At 69.8% G+C, this 17316-nt stretch carries 16 protein-coding genes; 6 read left to right on the top strand and 10 right to left on the bottom strand.

What is annotated here, in order from left to right; all coding sequences use genetic code 11:
• Nucleotides 1-11 precede the first annotated feature (11 nt).
• Complete coding sequence (locus ACWEPG_RS06110) at nt 12-1556, top strand: phospholipase C (protein WP_452594061.1); 1545 nt, start codon at nt 12-14, stop codon at nt 1554-1556.
• Between the two features lie 9 nt (nt 1557-1565).
• Here ACWEPG_RS06110 and ACWEPG_RS06105 read toward each other — a convergent pair whose 3' ends face one another.
• The 8 genes from ACWEPG_RS06105 to ACWEPG_RS06070 form a co-directional block, all read right to left on the bottom strand.
• Complete coding sequence (locus tag ACWEPG_RS06105; RefSeq protein ID WP_452594060.1) at nt 1566-2342, bottom strand: SDR family NAD(P)-dependent oxidoreductase; 777 nt, start codon at nt 2340-2342, stop codon at nt 1566-1568.
• A gap of 33 nt (nt 2343-2375) precedes the next feature.
• Nucleotides 2376-3143 (bottom strand): enoyl-CoA hydratase-related protein, encoded by a 768-nt coding sequence (locus ACWEPG_RS06100; protein ID WP_452594059.1) that lies wholly within the window; start codon nt 3141-3143, stop codon nt 2376-2378.
• A gap of 9 nt (nt 3144-3152) precedes the next feature.
• Nucleotides 3153-4322, bottom strand: a complete 1170-nt coding sequence (locus ACWEPG_RS06095; RefSeq protein WP_452594058.1) for an acyl-CoA dehydrogenase family protein — start codon at nt 4320-4322, stop codon at nt 3153-3155.
• A 69-nt stretch (nt 4323-4391) separates the two neighbouring features.
• Nucleotides 4392-5465 carry an acyl-CoA dehydrogenase family protein gene (locus tag ACWEPG_RS06090; protein ID WP_450116546.1) on the bottom strand — a complete coding sequence of 358 codons (1074 nt, stop codon included), beginning with the start codon at nt 5463-5465 and terminating at the stop codon, nt 4392-4394.
• On the bottom strand, nt 5465-6349 hold the full coding sequence (locus tag ACWEPG_RS06085; protein WP_450116545.1) for an amidohydrolase family protein: 885 nt from the start codon (nt 6347-6349) through the stop codon (nt 5465-5467). Before ACWEPG_RS06085 ends, ACWEPG_RS06090 begins: the two co-directional genes overlap by 1 nt.
• A complete protein-coding gene (locus tag ACWEPG_RS06080; RefSeq protein WP_450116544.1) occupies nt 6346-8001 on the bottom strand; it encodes an acyl-CoA synthetase in 1656 nt (551 codons plus the stop codon). The genes ACWEPG_RS06085 and ACWEPG_RS06080 overlap by 4 nt, the downstream gene beginning before the upstream one ends.
• Before the next feature lie 58 nt (nt 8002-8059).
• The gene (locus ACWEPG_RS06075; protein ID WP_450116543.1) at nt 8060-9262 is read right to left on the bottom strand and encodes an amidohydrolase family protein; all 1203 of its coding nucleotides are present in this window, start codon (nt 9260-9262) and stop codon (nt 8060-8062) included.
• A 67-nt stretch (nt 9263-9329) separates the two neighbouring features.
• The gene (locus ACWEPG_RS06070) at nt 9330-10196 is read right to left on the bottom strand and encodes an enoyl-CoA hydratase (RefSeq protein WP_450116542.1); all 867 of its coding nucleotides are present in this window, start codon (nt 10194-10196) and stop codon (nt 9330-9332) included.
• A 165-nt stretch (nt 10197-10361) separates the two neighbouring features.
• Between ACWEPG_RS06070 and ACWEPG_RS06065 the strand changes: the two genes are divergently transcribed.
• The 5 genes from ACWEPG_RS06065 to ACWEPG_RS06045 all read left to right on the top strand — a co-directional run bounded on the left by ACWEPG_RS06065 (nt 10362) and on the right by ACWEPG_RS06045 (nt 15547).
• Entirely contained in the window at nt 10362-11150 is a 789-nt protein-coding gene (locus tag ACWEPG_RS06065) for a TetR/AcrR family transcriptional regulator (RefSeq protein ID WP_450135607.1), read from the top strand.
• Between the two features lie 142 nt (nt 11151-11292).
• Complete coding sequence (locus ACWEPG_RS06060) at nt 11293-12102, top strand: NAD(P)-dependent oxidoreductase (protein WP_452594057.1); 810 nt, start codon at nt 11293-11295, stop codon at nt 12100-12102.
• A gap of 11 nt (nt 12103-12113) precedes the next feature.
• A complete protein-coding gene (locus ACWEPG_RS06055; protein WP_450116539.1) occupies nt 12114-13667 on the top strand; it encodes an aldehyde dehydrogenase family protein in 1554 nt (517 codons plus the stop codon).
• A 10-nt stretch (nt 13668-13677) separates the two neighbouring features.
• Nucleotides 13678-15189, top strand: coding sequence for a class I adenylate-forming enzyme family protein (locus ACWEPG_RS06050; protein ID WP_450116538.1), 1512 nt, complete (start codon nt 13678-13680; stop codon nt 15187-15189).
• 55 nt (nt 15190-15244) lie between these two features.
• Nucleotides 15245-15547, top strand: a complete 303-nt coding sequence (locus tag ACWEPG_RS06045; RefSeq protein ID WP_450116537.1) for a hypothetical protein — start codon at nt 15245-15247, stop codon at nt 15545-15547.
• An 81-nt stretch (nt 15548-15628) separates the two neighbouring features.
• Here the strand turns inward: ACWEPG_RS06045 and ACWEPG_RS06040 are convergent, their stop codons facing one another.
• A complete protein-coding gene (locus tag ACWEPG_RS06040; protein ID WP_450116536.1) occupies nt 15629-16261 on the bottom strand; it encodes a cysteine hydrolase in 633 nt (210 codons plus the stop codon).
• Nucleotides 16258-17274: a Rieske 2Fe-2S domain-containing protein gene (locus ACWEPG_RS06035; RefSeq protein ID WP_450116535.1), complete on the bottom strand. Its 1017-nt coding sequence runs from the start codon at nt 17272-17274 to the stop codon at nt 16258-16260. Before ACWEPG_RS06035 ends, ACWEPG_RS06040 begins: the two co-directional genes overlap by 4 nt.
• Between the last annotated feature and the right edge of the window lie 42 nt (nt 17275-17316).

Genomic DNA, 17316 nt, shown 5'->3' with positions numbered 1-17316 from the left:
AGCATCGCGACATGGTGCACGGAAGCCCGTTCGCTGGTCTGACCCGTCGTGAGTTCCTCGCCAGGGCGACCGCCGTGGGTTCGGTCGCGATGCTCAGCTCGTGGGCCGGACCCATCATCGCGAAGGCCCACGACCTGTCCGGCGGCGGCCGCGGATCGCTGAACGACATCGAACACTTCGTCCTGCTCATGCAGGAGAACCGCTCGTACGACCATTACTTCGGCACCCTCTCGGGCGGACGGGGCTTCGACGAACCGTCCGCGGCGTGGAATCAGTACGGCTACTCGCCCGGACGCGGCGAGGACCCGAACGGATTCGTCAATCCGTTCCGTCTCGACACGACACGGGGCACGTCCCTGGACGGCGAGTGCATCAACGATCCCGACCACTCGTGGGCGGGCACGCACCAGGCGTGGAACAACGGAGCCAACGACCGGTGGATGCCGATGTCCATCGCCTCGGTTGGGGTCGGCAACGCCGCGGCGGCGATGGGCTACTACACCCGGGACGACATTCCCATCCACCACCAACTCGCCGACGCGTTCACGCTGTGCGACAACTACCACTGCTCCGTTCTCGGCCCGACCGACCCCAATCGGCTGTACTGGATGAGCGGAACCATCGATCCGGACGGGCTGGCCGGTGGACCGCTCGTGGAGACACCGACGGTGATCCCGAAGTTCGTCTACTCGTGGAAGACGTACCCGGAGAGCCTCGAAGAGGCCGGCGTGAGCTGGAAGATCTACAACAACAGGGACCTCGGCCCGGCCTCCTCGGTCGCGCTGGACGGGATGATGGGCTGCTTCACGCAGGCTCGGGACCCCAATTCTGCACTGGCGCGGAAAGGCATCGCACCCACCTATCCGCACGACTTCCGAGCCGATGTGGCGGCCGGAACCCTGCCCGCGGTGTCGTGGGTGATTCCGTCCCTGCTCAACTGTGAGCATCCGGCACTGCCGCCGGCATTCGGCGCGGCCGGGTTCGTGGAACTGCTGGACATCCTCACGTCGAACCCGGACGTCTGGGCGAAGACCGCGCTGATCATCTCGTACGACGAGCACGGCGGCTTCTTCGATCACGTCACGCCGCCGACGCCCCCGCCGGGGACGCCCGGGGAGTTCCTGACCGTTCCACTGGACTCCGTGTCATCAGCGAATGGCGTCGCGGGACCGATCGGGCTTGGCTATCGGGTACCCGCACTGGTCGTGTCGCCGTACAGCCGTGGCGGGCTGATCGCCTCGGAGGTGTTCGACCACACCTCCCAGTTGCGGCTGCTGGAGACACGGTTCGGTGCACCGGTGCCGAACCTGACAGCCTGGCGGCGCGCCACCGTCGGCGACATGACCTCGGCTTTCAACTTCGCCGCCCCGCCGGACGTGGGCAAGCCGGCGCTGGCCGACCCGCGTCCCGGAGCGCAGAACGCGATCGCGCAGTGCGGGCCGAACATGGCGGCAGGCAGCCTCGGCAAGGGGGTTCCGTACCCGGTGCCCCCGAACCGGATGCCGACCCAGGAACCCGGCACGCGACCTGCGCCGTCCGGCCCGGTCACGACCTAGGGCCCGACGTCACTTGCGCATGCCGCCGCTGACCATGATGTCGTCGCCGGTCACGTAGGACGACGCGTCGCTGGCCAGATACAGCGCGGGACCGACGATCTCGGCGACGTCGGCGACACGGTCCTGGGGGATCGACCGGGCGACCGATGCGATGAAACCAGGCTTGTGCCGTTCGGCGCCGAGCACCATGTCGGTCGCGAACGGCCCGGGACTGAGCAGATTCACCCGCACGCCCCACGACGCCCACTCGCCCGACATCGTCACGGTCAGGTGCTTGAGGGCGGCCTTGGAGGCGCCGTACGCGACGGACGCGGAGTCCGAGGCGTAGGCCGCCATCGAGGCGATGTTCACGATGCTGCCCCCGCCGCCGTCCCGCATCACCGGCGCGACGCACTGGCTCATCCGCAGGGGACCTTCGAGGTTAACGCTGAACACCTTGCGCCACAACGGAAGCGACACGCCGGCGGCACTCTGGCCGGCGGGGTTGATGCCCGCGTTGTTCACCAGCACGTCGATTCGGCCGAACCGGTCGACGATCCGGTCCACCACCTCCTGGGCGCCGTCCCAGTCGGAAGCGTGCCAGGCGACGGCGAACGTCTCGGTGCCGGTGATGTCCCGGATCCGGGCCGCGGCCTCGTCGCACCGCTCCTGGTCACGGCCGCTGACCACCACCGACGCCCCGGCGCCGGCGAATCCCTCGACGATCGCTCGGCCCAAGCCGCGCGTCGATCCGGTCACCAGCGCGACCCGGCCGGTGAGATCGAACATGTCCAACGGGCTCTTCACTGGTTCAGGACCTTTCGACGCTGGTGCAGTTGATCATCGGCCCGCCCAGACGGGTGGACGCCTCTCGGCGAACGCGCGGGCTCCCTCCGCGGCGTCGGCGCTCGAGACGATCGCGGGCAGACTCTGCTGGACCGCTCGCCGCGCCTCCTCCTGGGTGCAGTCCAGCGCGCCGTACATGTGTTCCTTGGTGAACCGGACCGCGAGCGGCGCGTTCGCGGCGACGGCGTTCGCCAATCGGAGTGCCTCCGCGCCGACCTCGGCACCCGGCACCACGCGGTTCACCAGGCCGAGCGCGTGGGCGCGGGCGGCGTCGAGCGAGGCGCCGGTCAGCCCCATCTCCAGGGCGACCGCCAGCGGTAGCCGACGTGCGAGATGGACGATGCCGCCGCCTGCGGCGACGAGGCCGCGCCGGACCTCGGGGATCCCGAACTCGGCGTGCTCGGCGGCCACCACCAGATCGCAGGCGAGCAGCAGTTCGAGGCCCGCGGCGAAGGCGCTGCCGTTGGCGGCGGCGACCAGCGGCTTCGGGTACGTCCGGTTCAGCAGCGCCGCCAGACCCGGACCGTCGGTGGCCCGCGGCGCGGACCGGGTCCGGGAGAACTCCTCGAGATCGAGACCCGAACAGAAGGTGCGTTCGCCGGCTCCCGTGAGCACGACGGCCGCCACGGCGTCGTCGGACTCCGCGGCGGCCAGCGCCAGGCCCAGGCCGGTCACTGTCGCCGAGTCGAGGGCGTTGTGCCGGTCGGGGCGGTCGAGCGTGACGACCAGCACCGACCCCTCGCGCTGCACCCGGACGCTCATCGGCGGTCCTCAGTAGTGCGCTCGACCGAGGCCGAGCGCGTGCTGGGCGATCATGTTGCGGAAGACCTCGAGCGTGCCGCCGTAGATGCCGCACAGCGGCGCCCAGCGGTAGAGGTGCTCGGCGCCGCCGGCATCGGCGGCCCCCTCGGCGTCGATCGGCAGCAGTGCCGCGGTGCCGAGCACGTCCATCAGGTCTGGGGCCACGTCACGCATCGCCTGGGCCAGTGCCACCCGGCCGTACATGTTCGGAGTCGCGAGCGCGGCCTCGACGCGGGCGGCGGATCGGCCGAACCGCTGGGCGACCGAGCTGTCGTCGAGGCCCCGGCGGCCCGCCGGATCGGGCAGGCCGAGCAGACCCGCGGCGCGGTCCACGACCGCCGCCATCTCCAGGCCCTGGTGCTGGAGGATCGACACGTCCTGCAGTCCGTCGGTGTCGGCGTCGACGACGCCGTGCTCGGTGTCCAGGGGGCCGCGCAGCACGGCCCAGCCCTCGTTGACCTCGCCGAGCCGATACCTGTCGTCGACCCGGATGTCGCTGTAGTAGGTGATGTTCGTGCGGTCACCGTCGACGGTGCGCAGGCCCTGGATCTCGATGCCCGGGGTGTCCAGCGGGACCAGGAACATGGTCAGGCTCTTGTGCTTGCGCGCGTCCGCGTCGGTGTTGGTGATGAGGAAGACGTACCGGCTGTTGTGCGCGCCGGTGGTGAACATCTTGGAGCCGTTGATCACCCAGCTGTCGCGGTCCCGGACGGCGCGGGTCTTGCAGGTCGCGACGTCCGAGCCGCCTTCGGGTTCGGTGTAGCCCAGACACAGGCGCACGTGGCCGCTGAAGACGCCGGGCAGCACCTCCTCGCGCAGTTCCGGGCTGCCGAATCGCTCCACCGACCGCGCCACGATCGAGGTCGTACCCCAGGTCACCCACGGCACGTGCACGCGCCGCTTCTCCTGTTCCCAGATCCGGCGCTGGATCCGGTCGAAACCGCCCTCGGTCTCCGAGCGGTACTCGCGCTCGAGGTAGCCCGCGGCGCCCATCGCCAGGTGCACGCCCTCGTCGAAGTTGTCGCCGGTCTCGCGGTCGCGGCGGCGCACCTCGTCGGTCACGTGTGTCGCGAGGAACGAGCGGACCTCCTCGAGGAAGTCGTGATGTTCCTTGGACAGCTCGACCCGTGAGAAATCCATCTGTCGTCCTTGGTGATTCGGGGGAGTGATTCGGGGGAGTGATTCGGCGGCCTGAGGATCGGTCGGGCGCTACGCCGCACCGTCGCGAGCGACGAGTTCGGCACCGTCGCGAGCGGCGACGAGTTCGGCGACGCGGCGGGCCGCGGCGGCGGGATCGCCGCCGGCGAGGGTCCATCCGCGCGCCCGCACCAGGTAGGAGGTCGCGGCCGACTCCGTCGACACGCCGAGACCGCCCTGGACGTGCACGGCCATCGTGGCCGCGCGACTGGCCTCGTCGGTCATGAACACGAAGGCCGCTGCCGCCAGTTCGGGTCGCACCCGTGGCTCGTACTCGAGGTACCAGGCTGCCTTCCGGGTCAGGTTTCGTCCGCCCTCGACGGTGATCGCCATGTTGGCGAGGGGATGCGAGATGCCCTGCAACGTCGAGATCGGGACCCCGAAGGTGTAGCGGGTGGTGGCGAACTCGGCGGCGATCCGCATCGTCTGCTCGACGAGGCCGACCAGGGCCGACGCGGTGAGCAACCGCCATTCGTCGACGGCACGTTCGAAGGCCCGCACGGCCTCGGGGCCGGCTGCGACGACCTCCCGGGTGGTGGCGTCGGCGGGATCGACCCAGGCGAGCGGCAGCCGGCCGAGGTTGTCCACGTGCGCCGGTCGCGTCGCGAAACCGAGACGGACCACCTGGTCACCGTCGAGGGTGACCACGTGGTCGGCGACCGCGCCCGCCGGCACCAGTCGTGGGCCCGGTGCTCCCGTGGCGCTCACGTCGAGCGCCACCGGTTCGGCGCCGCTCACGGCCTCCGCCGAGAGGAGCGAGCAGTCGCCGAGACGGGCCAGCAGTCGGGTCGCGGTGACATGGTCGGTCCACGGAACCGGCGCGAGGCTGCGCCCGATCTCCTCGGCGACCAGCGTCAGGTCGACCAGGGTGGCGCCGTCGCCGCCCGCGGACTCCGGAACCGCCATCGACATGGCGCCCGTGCCGGCCAGTCGTTCCCACAGGCCCTTGTCGAACCCGGTGGCCTCGGCCGCGCGGACCACCTCGATCGGGCTGTACGTCTGGAAGAACTTCACGTATGCGGCCTGCAGGTCGGTGTGGTCCGACGTGAGGCTGTAGTCCTCACGGCGCAATTCGTACCGGTCCATCACTTCACTCCTGTGTCGTGTGCGCCTGCCGGCGCGTGCTGGTCGAAGAAGAATTCGCGGGCGTTCTCGTACAGGTAGCGGTCGCGCACCTCGTCCGGAAGGTCGAGTGCCGCGGCCTCCGGGATCACCCGGCGCATCGGCAGGACCGGCCAGTCCGACCCGAAGATGACCTTGCCCGCGCCGCGGCTGCGCATGAAGTGCAGCAACGACTCCGGCAGCCGCTTGGGTGACCAGGCGGAGGTCATCAGCCGCAGGTTCGGATACTTGATCAGGAGCCGGATCGCGACGTCCCACCAAGGATCGGCGCCGTGGATCATGCACAGCTTCAGTTCGGGGAACCGCACGCACACCCGGTCCAGGTGGATCGGGTTCTGCACCTCGCCCGGGATCGGCGGGCCCGGGATGCCGGTGTTGATGCAGAGCGGCAGTCCGAGTTCGGCGCATTTTGCGTACAGCGGGTAGTAGACCGCGTCGCTCGGCGGGTACTGTCCGTCGCCCCAGAAGCTCGGTCCGACGGCGGCGTAGGCCACCGGCAGATCGGCCGCCACCGCGGTCAGTTCGCGCAGCGTGGCGACCGGGCGGAGCAGATCGGGGCCACCCATCGCCAGTGCGAACCGGTCCGGGTGTGCCTCGACGAACTTGCGTGCCGTGGTCGACGGCTTGGTCAGCGAGTCCATCAGGATGGCACGCTGCACGCCCTGCTCGTCCATCTCGTCGATCAGTTCGGCAAGGTCGACCGGGGCGAACATCGACTTGGGGCCCTTGAAGTAGTTGTCCCGCACCGCGACCATCCAGCCCGGCTGCTGCTCGGTCTCACCGAAGTGGACGTTCACGAGGCAGTCGATGACACGGTGCCCGGGGCGATCTCCGCTCGCGTGGCTCATGCGATCTCCGTTGTGAGAGAGGTGGATTCATCGGTCATGGCGGCGACGGTGTCCCGGGCCCACCGATAGTCCGGCTTCCCGTTGCCGAGCCGGCCCACCGCATCGACGAAGTAGAGGGCCTTCGGGACCTTGTAACCGGCGAGGCGGGTCCTGCACAGCGCACGCAGGTCGGTGTCGTCGACCCCGCCACCCGGCGCACGCTGCACCAGGGCGACGACCTCCTGCCCCCATCGCACGCTCGGGCGGCCGACCACCAGTGCGTCGGCGACCTCGGGATGGGTGCGCAGGACCTCCTCGACCTCCTCCACGAACACCTTCTCGCCGCCGGTGTTGATCACCAGGGAATCGCGTCCGATCAGCCGGATCGTGCCGTCGGCGTCCAGCGTCGCGCGGTCGCCCGGCACCGCGACGCGCCGGCCGTCGATCACGGGGAAGGTGCGCTCGGTGGCCTCGCGATCCCCGTAGTAGCCGAGCGGAATGCGTCCGGTCCGGGCCGCCCAGCCGATCTCGTCCTCGCCAGGGGCGAGGAAGCGGCGGCGGTCCTTCGACACCACGGTGCCGCCGGGCCTGGGCAGGAACGTCTCGGCCCGCGACGCCTGGCCGGTGTTGCCGAACCCGAGCCCGCCGGTCTCCGAGGATCCGTATCCGTCGATGACGGTCACCTGCGGCAGGTGGTCGATGATCGCCTGCTTGTGGACCGGATTGGTGGCGGCCCCGCCGGTTCCGATCGCGAACAGTGACGTCAGGTCGTACCGGCCGGAACGCATCTGCTCCACCAGGGGACCCGCGTAGGCGTCCCCGACCATCGTCATCAGGAACACCCGCTCGCGCTCGATCGTCTCGAGCACCGTGCGGGCGTCGAAGGGTTCCCGGTCGTCGTAGAGGACGACGGTCTGGCCGCCCAGGACCCCGGCGAGCGCGGTCCACACACCGGCGGCGTGCAGCAGGGGCGAGACCGCGAACCACACCTGGCCACCCGAGGTGGCGATGTCGCGCAGCGTCTGTGCCGAGTGGTCGTCTCCGGACATGGCCGCGACGTACATGTCACTCTGTCTCCACAACACGCCCTTCGGCCGTCCGGTCGTTCCGCCGGTGCACATCATCACCAGGTCGTCCGGGCTGGTGGGGATCACCCGGTCCGGATCACCGAGGGCGAGGGCCTCGTCGAGGGTGATCGAACCCGGCAGGAGTTCGTCGCCGCTGCCGTCGTCGACGGCGACGAGCAGATCCGGCCCGACCACATCGACAGCCTCCCGCAGCGAGTCGCCGAGCGAGCGGTGATAGACGATGCCGCGTGGGCCCACGTACTCGAGCAGGTCCCGGATCTCGCGGGCCGTGTAGTGCCGGTTCACGTTCACCGGCACCACCCGGGCCTTGAGGCATCCGATCATCACGTCCGGATAGAGGTCGTTTCGCATGACCAGGGCGATCCGGTCCTGGGCGCACTCCCAGTTGTTCGGGGCCTTGCTGTTCACGGCATCGGGGCCGTCGTGCCGGCCGAACCCCTGGTCGGCCAGGAAATTCCCCAGCCGTCGGGTGCGATCCCGGACCTCCGCGAAGGTGCTGCGGCGGTCGCCGCAGACCGTCATCGTCCGGTCCGGAACCGCATCGGCGACGACATCGAGGATGTCGCCCAGCGTCCATTCGGTCACCGTGGTCCGCCCTTCCCGCCGACTGTCGTGAGGGGCGCTCGATTGGGGTGCACGGCGGCTACGCGGCGCTGCGGACGGGAAGACCGAGGTACTCGACGGCGTTGTCGCGCATCACTTTCCGGATCGCGGCGTCGTCGAGTCCGGCCAGATCGCCGACGTACGAGGTCGGGTTCTCCAGACCCTCACCGTGCGGCCAGTCCGAACCGAACAGGATCCGGTCCACCCCGATGCGGTCGGCGAGGGCATTGACGTCCTCCTCGTAGTACGGCGCGACCCAGACGTGATGGCGGAGCTGCTCGACCGGGTCGTTGGGGAAGGACTTCGGATACTGGTTCGCCAGCTTGGTCAGCCGCTTGGCGAGGCGATGCACCCACTCCGAGCCGTTCTCGATGCTCGCCACCCGCAGGTTCGGGTGCCGGTTGAAGACGCCGTGGACGATCAGCGACGCGATGGTGTCGTGGATGGCACGGTCGTCGGTGACGATCTTGTCGAAGGGGTCCACCGTGCCGAAGCCCTCGAAGTTCTCCTTGCCGCCCCACATCGCCGACAGTTTGAGGTAGCCGCTGTCGCCGAGGTGGAAGGCGACCGGGACACCGGCCTCCGCCAGGCGTGCCCAGACCGGGTCGTGGGACGGGTGGCCGAGCGAGCGTGGTTTGCTCGCACCGGGCACGGGGGCCGGCCGGATGTGCACCAGGCGTGCGCCCTTCGCGATCACCGAGTCGACCTCGGCGAGCGCGGCGACCGGGTCGGCGAGCGAGATCATCGGCGCCGTGTACACCCGGTGGTCGGCCCGGTCGAAGCCCCAGTCCTCGTCGAGCCAGAGGTTGAAGGCGTGCAGCGATGCCATGGTGGCGTCGATGTCGTGGCGCAGGGCCTGCTCGACCCCGCAGCCGAAGGTCGGGAACATGAACACCGTCTCGATGTCCTGCTTGTCGAGGACGTTCACGCGGGCGTCGCGGTTCTGGTACTCGGGTCGCAGTTCGAGTTCCTCGACCTGCATCATCGTCGACCGGTCCATGCCGTCGGGGATCTCGCCGCGGAAGAACGGGTCGAGGCAGCCCGGGACGATGATCGGATCGAAGGTCGGGTTCGGGATGAAACGATTGACGCGGTCCCCGATCACCGCGACGGTGTGCTTGCCCTCCTTCAGCATCTGCACGCCACGCCGGGTGAACTTCCGGTCGAGGTGGCGGGTGAACGCGTCGATGGGCTCGTAGTAGTGGTTGTCGACGTCGATCGCGCGGTAGTCGAGTGCGGTCACGGTCTCCTCCTTCGGTTCGGCACGTCGTGTGTCTTCTGGTCGTGTGGGTGGGGCGGGCAGTGCGGGATCACCGCCCGGCCCGCGCCTTCCGGACATCCAGGGGCGGGAAGGCGGGGGGCCGTTTGGCGAGGAACGCGGTGACGCCCTCGATCACGTCGGGACGAGTCAGCGACTCGGCCATCAGTTCGGCGGCCCGGGTCGTCGCGTCCGCCGCGTCACCGGAAGTCACCGCGTATGCCTGGTCCTTGATCCACCGCAGGGAGGCGGGCGAACAGTTCGCGGCCATGTCCTCGCAGTACCGGAGGGCGTGGTCGAACAAGTCCTCGGGCGGGAGCACCGCCGCGACAAGGCCGAGGTCGGCTGCCTCGCGGGCGAGGAAGGTGCGTCCGCTGAGCAGTAGGTCCAGTGCGACACCCCATCCGGCGAGCCGGGGGAGTATCCAGGCGATGCCGTGCTCGGCGATCAGTCCGCGCCTGGCGAACGGGGCGGCGAACTTGGCCCCGTCGGCGGCGAACCGGACGTCGCACATCAGCGCGTAGGTCAGGCCGATGCCCACGCACGGACCGTTGATCGCGGCCACCACCGGCTTGTGTACCGAGGTCAGGAAGTGCGGTGGCCGGTCGCCCATCAGGGCCGTGACGTCGACCGGTGTGTCCGACTCGAACGCGTCGCCGATGTCGGTGGACGACCCCATGTCGGCGCCCGCGCAGAACGCGCGGCCCTTCCCGGTGACCAGGAGCACGCGGACGTCGGGATCGGCCTCGGCCCGGTCGACGGCGGCGTAGAACGCGGCCGCGATGTCGCGTCCCCAGGAATTGAGGCGCTCGGGCCGGTTCAGGGTCAACACCGCGACGCCGCCGTCCGTGCGGTCGTAGAGCACCGCGTCGCCGTCTCCCGCGCCCTGGCGCGGGGTATTCCCAGCTCGTTCGGCCATGCCCTACTGTATACCTATCGGTAGAGCATTCCGCAAGCAATTCCGGCGGCCTCGGGGAGGGGTGTCGACGCGTCCCCCGGGATTGTGCCGAAGGTTATGCCGTATGGTTTACGGTAACTGCATGTGACGTGCCGGACACGACGGCGCGGCGGAGGTGTGAAGAGTATGGTCAAGCGCGATTCCGGGTCGGCGCGGCAGAGCCGGCCGCCGAAAAGGCAACGCCGGGAACGGGGTTCGATCGACCCGGACGACATCATCGCGGGCGCGTTCGAGCTCGCCGAGCGGGTGTCGATCGACAACCTGAGCATGCCGATGCTGGGCAAGCACCTCGGCGTCGGGGTGACCAGCATCTACTGGTACTTCCGCAAGAAGGACGACCTTCTCAACGCGATGACCGAGCGGGCCGTCCGTCAGTACCTGAGTGTGGCCCCGGCTCTGGCCGGCGATGGTGCGGCCTCCGACGTGGGGGGCTGGCGTCGGGTGCTGACCGGCTTCGCTCGCGGCATGCGCGCCACCTTCCTGGCGAACCCGATCCTGATCGACCTGATCCTGATCCGCTCGACGCTCAGTCCCGTCCACGGCCAGCTGGGTGCCCGCTACATCGAGACGATCGTCGCCGATCTGGTCGACGCCGGCCTGTCGCTGGCGGACGCCTTCGACACCGTCGCGGCGGTCCAGTTGCACGTGCGCGGTTCGGTCGTGCTCACCCGGCTCGGCGACAAGGCGAAGGAGGCGGACCCCGACTCGCACGCGTACTACGACGATCTCGACATCACGCCGGAGGGCACACCGCTGCTCGCCGAAGCTGCGGCGCAGGGGCGGACCGGCGCCGCGCCGGACGATCGGAACTTCGAGTACGGACTCGTCTGCATCCTCGACCGTGCTGCCGGTCTGCTCGGTGCGCAGGGGGCGCCGAGCGGGCCAGTTCGGGGTCGGGTGGGTGTGCGCGCCTGAGCGGTCCGGTGAACCGTTCCGCGCCGCCTCCCGGTCTGTTACGGTCTGGCTTACGGTAAGTAATTCGGCATCTGGGCGCCAGGGGTGGTGCCGACCGTTGCCGTGGTGGACAGCCACGGCCGGAGCAGTGAGGGGAGCAGCGGTGGCGGAGACGATCGGTTTCGTCGGAGCAGGTCAGATGGGGGAGCCGATGGTTGTTCGGCTCCTGGATGCGGGGCACGAGGTGAACCTCTACGCGCGGCGACCGGAGGTGCGGGAACGGCTCGGTGCTCGCGGTGTGGCGCTTGTCGACAGCCCGGCAGAGTTGGCCCGGCGCAGTGACATCGTCATCGCCTGCCTCTTCTCCGACGAGCAACTCCTGGACGTGGCAGGCGGGCCCGACGGGATTCTCGCCAATGCCGAACCGGGTGCGGTGGTGGTGTCCCACACCACCGGCAACATCGGCACGGTGACCGGGCTGGCGGCGCAGCATCCGGACGGTCCGGTCCTGCTCGACGGCCCCATCAGCGGCTCCGCCGAGGACATCGCGGCGGGCCGATTGACGGTCCTTCTCGGCGGGCACACCGCGGCCGCCGAGCGCGCCCAGAAGGTACTCGAGGCCTACAGCAGCAACGTCATCCACACCGGCGGCCTCGGCACCGCACTGTCCCTCAAGCTCGTCAACAACCTGCTCTTCGCCGGAAACGCCCAACTCGTCGCGGCCGCACTCGATCTCGGCGCGCGACTGGGCGTCGAGGACGCGGCGTTCCTCGACGCGCTCACCGTCTGCAGCGGACGCAGCCATGCATCCTCCTCGGTCCGGCTGCTCGGCAGCCTGGAGAAGTTCGGCAAGGTCGCCGGCCCATTCCTGCGAAAGGATGTCGCGGCCTGCGTGGACGCCGCCGACGACGCAGGAGTGGAGCTCGGCTGGTTGCGGACCGTCGTTGCCGACGGTCCGCTGTCCCTCTCCTGATCGGCGGAATCATGACCACCACCGACAAACCAACCGTCACCGCAGAACGGGACGGTGCCACCACTCTGCGCCCGATCCTCGAACGTCAGCGGGGCGCCTTCCTGGCCGAGGGTCCGCCCACACTCGCGGTGCGCCGCCACCGCATGGACCGGCTGGTCGCCCTCGTCCTCGACAACGCGGACGCCTTCGTCGAGGCGCTGGTCGCCGACTTCGGCAGCCGATCACGGACCGGGACGCTGTTCACCGAGATCATCGGGATGCTGTCGGTGATCGAACACACCCGCTCCCACCTGCCGCGGTGGATGCGCGACGAGACGCACATGCGGGCCGCAGGCCCGGTCGGGCTGCGGGCCCGGGTCCGGCCCACCCCGCTCGGCGTGGTCGGCATCGTTGGTCCCTGGAACTTCCCGCTGCACCTGGTGGTGCTGCCCGCCGCGGCCGCGCTGGCCGCAGGCAACCGGGTGATGATCAAGATGTCCGAGGTCACCGAACACACCGCGGAACTGTTCGCCTCCCTGGCGCCGCGCTACTTCGACGACTCCGAGGTCGCCGTGGTCACCGGCGACGCGCGGGTGGCGGCCGAGTTCGCGGCCCTGCCCTTCGACCACCTCTTCTTCACCGGCTCCCCTCGGGTGGGCCGGCTGGTGCAGCGGGCGGCTGCCGAGAACCTGGTCCCCGTCACCCTGGAACTGGGCGGAAAGAACCCGGTCGTCGTCGCGCCGGACGCGGACATCACCCGATCCGCCTCCCGAATCGCGCGGGCTCGCATGGTCAACGGCGGACAGGTGTGCATCTGCCCCGACTACGTCCTGGTGCCGGAAGCTGCCGTCGACGCGTTCGTCGCGGAGGCAATGCGCACCTTCGGCGAGGTGTTCCCCACGATCGTCGACAACGACGAGTACCCCGCCACCGTGAACATCGCGAACTTCGACCGTGTCGTCGGACTCGTCGAGGACGCCCGCGCACGAGGGGCGCACGTGGACACCGCCGCCCCGGTCGGTGAGACGCTGCCGGACCGTGACCGTCGCAAGATCGCGCCCACCGTCGTGCGCGGCGTGGACGACTCGATGGCCATCGCCCACGAGGAGGTCTTCGGCCCGGTGCTGGTGGTGCTGCCGTACCGTTCCGTCGACGAGGCGATCACCTACGTCAACGCCCGGCCGGCACCCCTCGTCGCCTACTGGTTCGGTCCGGACGGAACCGAGTTCCGCCGCTTCGTGGACCGGACTCGCAGCGGCGGCGTCGCGCGCAACGAGTTCGGCCTGCAGATGGTGCCGGCCGGCGCGCCCTTCGGTGGGGTCGGCAACAGTGGCATGGGCGCTTACCACGGCAAGGCCGGGTTCGACACCTTCACCCACCACCGGACCGTCGTCGCGAGCGATCTGCCGTTCATGGTGACCACCGGAAGCGCCGTCCCGCCGTTCGGCCGGGCCATGCGCTCCGGGGCATCAGCCGCGGTGTGGGCGGCGCGCCTGCGCGTCGCCTGGCGGCTCGCTCGGGCCCGCCGCACCACCCGCCCCGCCGGGCGCGGTGACTCCACCGCGTTCACCGACCATCTGCAGTGAGGTTGTGCCCGTGAGTATTTCGTTGCTCCTCGAGATGTCCGCCGACCTGGACCCCGGCCGGATTGCGGTGTCCAGCGACGGCGACCGCACGACTGTCGCGGAACTGAACGGGATGGCCGACCGCGGCGCGGCGCTGATCGCGTCCACCGGTGTTCGGCACGTCGTGCACGTCGGCACCGGCGGAACGGTACTTCCGGTGCTGCTGTTCGCGGCCGCGCGCGCCGGCCTCGCCCTGACCCCGCTGAACTACCGGCTCGGCGAGCGCGGACTGTGCGAACTGATCGAACGCCTGCCCTCGCCGCTGGTCGTCGCCGACCGCGAGTACCGCGAGGCCCTCGGTGGCGTTGACGCGCGAATCATCGACACCGACGAATTCCTCGCTGCCACGAGGGCCGCCGACGCGCCGAGTGCCGAGGCGGTGCCGGTCGATCCCGAGCGGCCCGCGGTCGTGCTGTTCACCTCCGGCACCACCTCGCAGCCCAAGGCGGTCGAACTCAGTCACAGCAACCTCACCAGCTACGTCATGGGTACGGTCGACTTCGCTTCCGCCGAACCCGGCGACGCTGCGCTCATCTGCGTCCCGCCGTACCACATCGCGGGTGTCGGGGCCTCACTGTCGAACCTCTACGCCGGCCGAACCATGGTGTACCAGAGGCGATTCGACGCAGCGGACTGGGTCCGGCTGGTCCGAGGCGAGCAGGTCACCAGCGCAACCGTCGTCCCCACCATGCTCGACCGCATCGTCTCCGCACTCGAGCACGATCCCACGGGGTTGCCGTCGCTGCGGACACTCGCGTACGGCGGATCCCGGGTGCCGTTGCCACTGGTGCGTCGCACGATGGGCCTGCTGCCCGAGGTCGGGCTCGTCAACGCATACGGACTGACCGAGACGTCGTCGACCATCGCGGTTCTGACACCGGACGACCACCGCAGTGCGGGATCCGATCCCGCGTTGGCCGCCCGCCTCGGATCGGTGGGCCGCGCGGTTCCCGGTGTGGAACTGCAGATCCGGGCCGAGAACGGAACCGTGCTCGGCGCCGGCGAGGTGGGGGAACTGTTCGTCCGAGGATCCCAGGTGTCGGGCCGCTACACGGGCATCGGCTCCGTCCTCGACGCGGACGGTTGGTTCCCGACCCGGGATCACGCCAGCGTGGACGCGGACGGGTACCTGTATGTCGTCGGCCGCGCCGACGACACCATCATCCGCGGCGGCGAGAACATCGCACCGGCCGAAATCGAGAACGTCCTCGTAGACCACCCGGACGTCCGCGACGTCACCGTTCTCGGCCTCGACGACGAGCAGTGGGGGCAGATCATCGTCGCGGTGGTGGTCCCCGCCGGGCCGGGCGAACCCGACACCGAGGCCCTGCGCACCTGGGTTCGAGAGCGACTGCGGGGATCACGCACCCCGGACCGGGTGGTCTTTCGCGCCGAGTTGCCCACCACCGACACCGGAAAGGTGTTGCGCCGCGCCCTGGTCGACGAGTTGCGCTCGGCCGAGCCGGACGTGACCCCGGTCTGAGCCCGCGGAAGCACCACATCCCGGAACCACGAGAGATGACCACAGGAGGCGAGAGATGATCAAGAGCGGTACCCGATTCGAGAGCCAGGTCTGTGACACCCAGGTGATCGTGATCAGGTCGACGGACCGGTTCGACGACCTGCGGTGCGGTGGGAGCCCGATGGTCGCGGTCGGCGAGGCGAAGACGGCCGGTGCGACGATCGACGAGCACCTCCGCGCCGGCAACGCCCTCGGCAAGCGCTACGTCGACGAGTCCGGGGCGGAGGTCCTGGTGACGAAGCCGGGTGACGGCACGCTCACGGTCGGCGAGACGCCGATGCAGTTGAAGGCGGCGAAGGCGCTGCCGGCGAGCGACTGACGAGCGCCGCCGCGGATGCCCCGGCCGGCGGGTGCATCCGCGGCGATGTCTCGGCGCTCGCGTGGCGCGCCGCCGCACCGGTCAGGAACAGCCCCGCCAGGTGCGCACCAGATCGTCGGTCGTCGTGAGCGTCGCGAGCACCGCCAGGGTGTTGTCGAGAACCGCGCGCCCGTAGTCGGCCGGAACACCCGCGACCGCGTCACGAGGCACCACGACCCGATACGCGGCATTCACCGCGTCCATCACCAGGTTCGGGATCGCGACGTTGAGGGACACCCCCACCGCCACGATCGTCGACACCCCGAGATTGCGCAGGACCGCGTCGAGATCGGTCCCGCCCATCGGGCCGAGACCGTGCGTCCTGGTGAGCACGAGATCGCTCGGATCGGGGCCGAACTCGGGGAGCAGCGACGCTCCCACGCCGCCCGGCTCGATGTCGACCCCCGCCCGCCCGATGTCGAAAAGGGCCGCGTTGGTGTTGGAACCGCGGCCGTCGGCGCGGCGCTGCACCAGACAGTGCACCACCTGCACGCCCGCGGCCCGTGCCGCGGGCAGCAGGCGGGCGATGTTCGGCAGGGCCTCCCGGCGGGCCTCCACCGCGAGGGCGGGCAGGCCGGCGTCCGGGCCGACCACCGCGCACTGACACTCCTGCGTGACCAGTGCGGTGTGGCCCGGTGTGACCAGATCGGTCACGCCCGGGCGCGCCGGGCTCACGGTGCGCTCGCCACGGCGGGCTCGGGTTCCACCTCGTAGAACTGCTTGGCCCACTCCCGCATGGCCAGATAGGGCTTGGCGTCAACGGCGGCCAGTGGCGGCTTCTCCACGTAGACCTGGTACCGCCAGATGTCGAGGTCCTCGAACACAGTGACCAGGAACCGCCGCTCCACCTCGGCCCGCACCTCCTCGGGGGGAACGTCGGAGACGTCGCCGGCAACGCGCGGCCACCAGATCGAGTAGAAGAGATCGGACACCTCGTCGTCGACGGGTGTGCACGCGAAGATGAGCCGGTGGTTCTGGGCGCCCTCGAAGACGCTCATCGCGAATCCCAGCCCGGAGAAGTGGCTGTGAATGCGCAACGCCATCGTCTCGGGGTCGTCACTGCGGGCATCCGGCCACCCGGTCAGGAAGCGCCACTCGTTGTCGACCGCTGCCCAGTCCAGGCACACCGGGGTCACCGACGCGCCGTGCACATAGCGGAAATGCGAACTGTCCGGGCCGTTCTCCGCGACGACCTGCGGGTGCACCGGCTCCCGTTCGGCGCGCCGGGAGAACTCGGGGAACGGCCGGTAGTACGAGTCCGGGCCGCTCTCGAACTCCGGGAACTTGGTGAAGATGTCGGGGAGTTTCCACTGCGGCGCTCCACCCTGGGGCTGATACCACATGAACACCACACCGTGCTGCTCCTCGACCGGGTACACGCGCAGTTTCTGCGTGCGATTGGGGCGGTCCGGCTGGTAGGGGATGTACTTGTTCGAGCCGTCCGGGCCCCAGCGCCATCCGTGGAACGGGCACTCGATGCAGTCGCCGACGACCTTGCCGCCGTGGCCGAGATGAGCACCCAGGTGTTTGCAGTGGGCCGTCATCACATGCAGATCGCCTGCCTCGTCCCGATAGGCGACCAGGTCCTCGCCGAAGTAGTGCAGAGCCCGTGATTCGCCGGTGGGGAACTCGGCGGACCACCCGATCACGAACCATCCCGTGACCTTCCAGGTGAACGGAACCTTCACGCGCACGCCTCCCGATCGACATCGCTGTAGTTGGACATACGG

The organism is Rhodococcus sp. NPDC004095 (assembly GCF_053604015.1).
Note: the sequence above shows the minus strand (reverse complement) of the source record. Positions and strands in the feature narration are given on the sequence as shown.

What these genes read in the sequence shown, in the direction of transcription:
- ACWEPG_RS06070 (WP_450116542.1), bottom strand. Translation starts at nt 10,196, where the DNA reads ATGGCCGAACGAGCTGGGAATACCCCGCGCCAGGGCGCGGGAGACGGC.
- ACWEPG_RS06110 (WP_452594061.1), top strand. Translation starts at nt 12, where the DNA reads ATGGTGCACGGAAGCCCGTTCGCTGGTCTGACCCGTCGTGAGTTCCTC.
- ACWEPG_RS06090 (WP_450116546.1), bottom strand. Translation starts at nt 5,465, where the DNA reads ATGGACCGGTACGAATTGCGCCGTGAGGACTACAGCCTCACGTCGGAC.
- ACWEPG_RS06065 (WP_450135607.1), top strand. Translation starts at nt 10,362, where the DNA reads ATGGTCAAGCGCGATTCCGGGTCGGCGCGGCAGAGCCGGCCGCCGAAA.
- ACWEPG_RS06085 (WP_450116545.1), bottom strand. Translation starts at nt 6,349, where the DNA reads ATGAGCCACGCGAGCGGAGATCGCCCCGGGCACCGTGTCATCGACTGC.
- ACWEPG_RS06100 (WP_452594059.1), bottom strand. Translation starts at nt 3,143, where the DNA reads ATGAGCGTCCGGGTGCAGCGCGAGGGGTCGGTGCTGGTCGTCACGCTC.
- ACWEPG_RS06055 (WP_450116539.1), top strand. Translation starts at nt 12,114, where the DNA reads ATGACCACCACCGACAAACCAACCGTCACCGCAGAACGGGACGGTGCC.
- ACWEPG_RS06095 (WP_452594058.1), bottom strand. Translation starts at nt 4,322, where the DNA reads ATGGATTTCTCACGGGTCGAGCTGTCCAAGGAACATCACGACTTCCTC.
- ACWEPG_RS06045 (WP_450116537.1), top strand. Translation starts at nt 15,245, where the DNA reads ATGATCAAGAGCGGTACCCGATTCGAGAGCCAGGTCTGTGACACCCAG.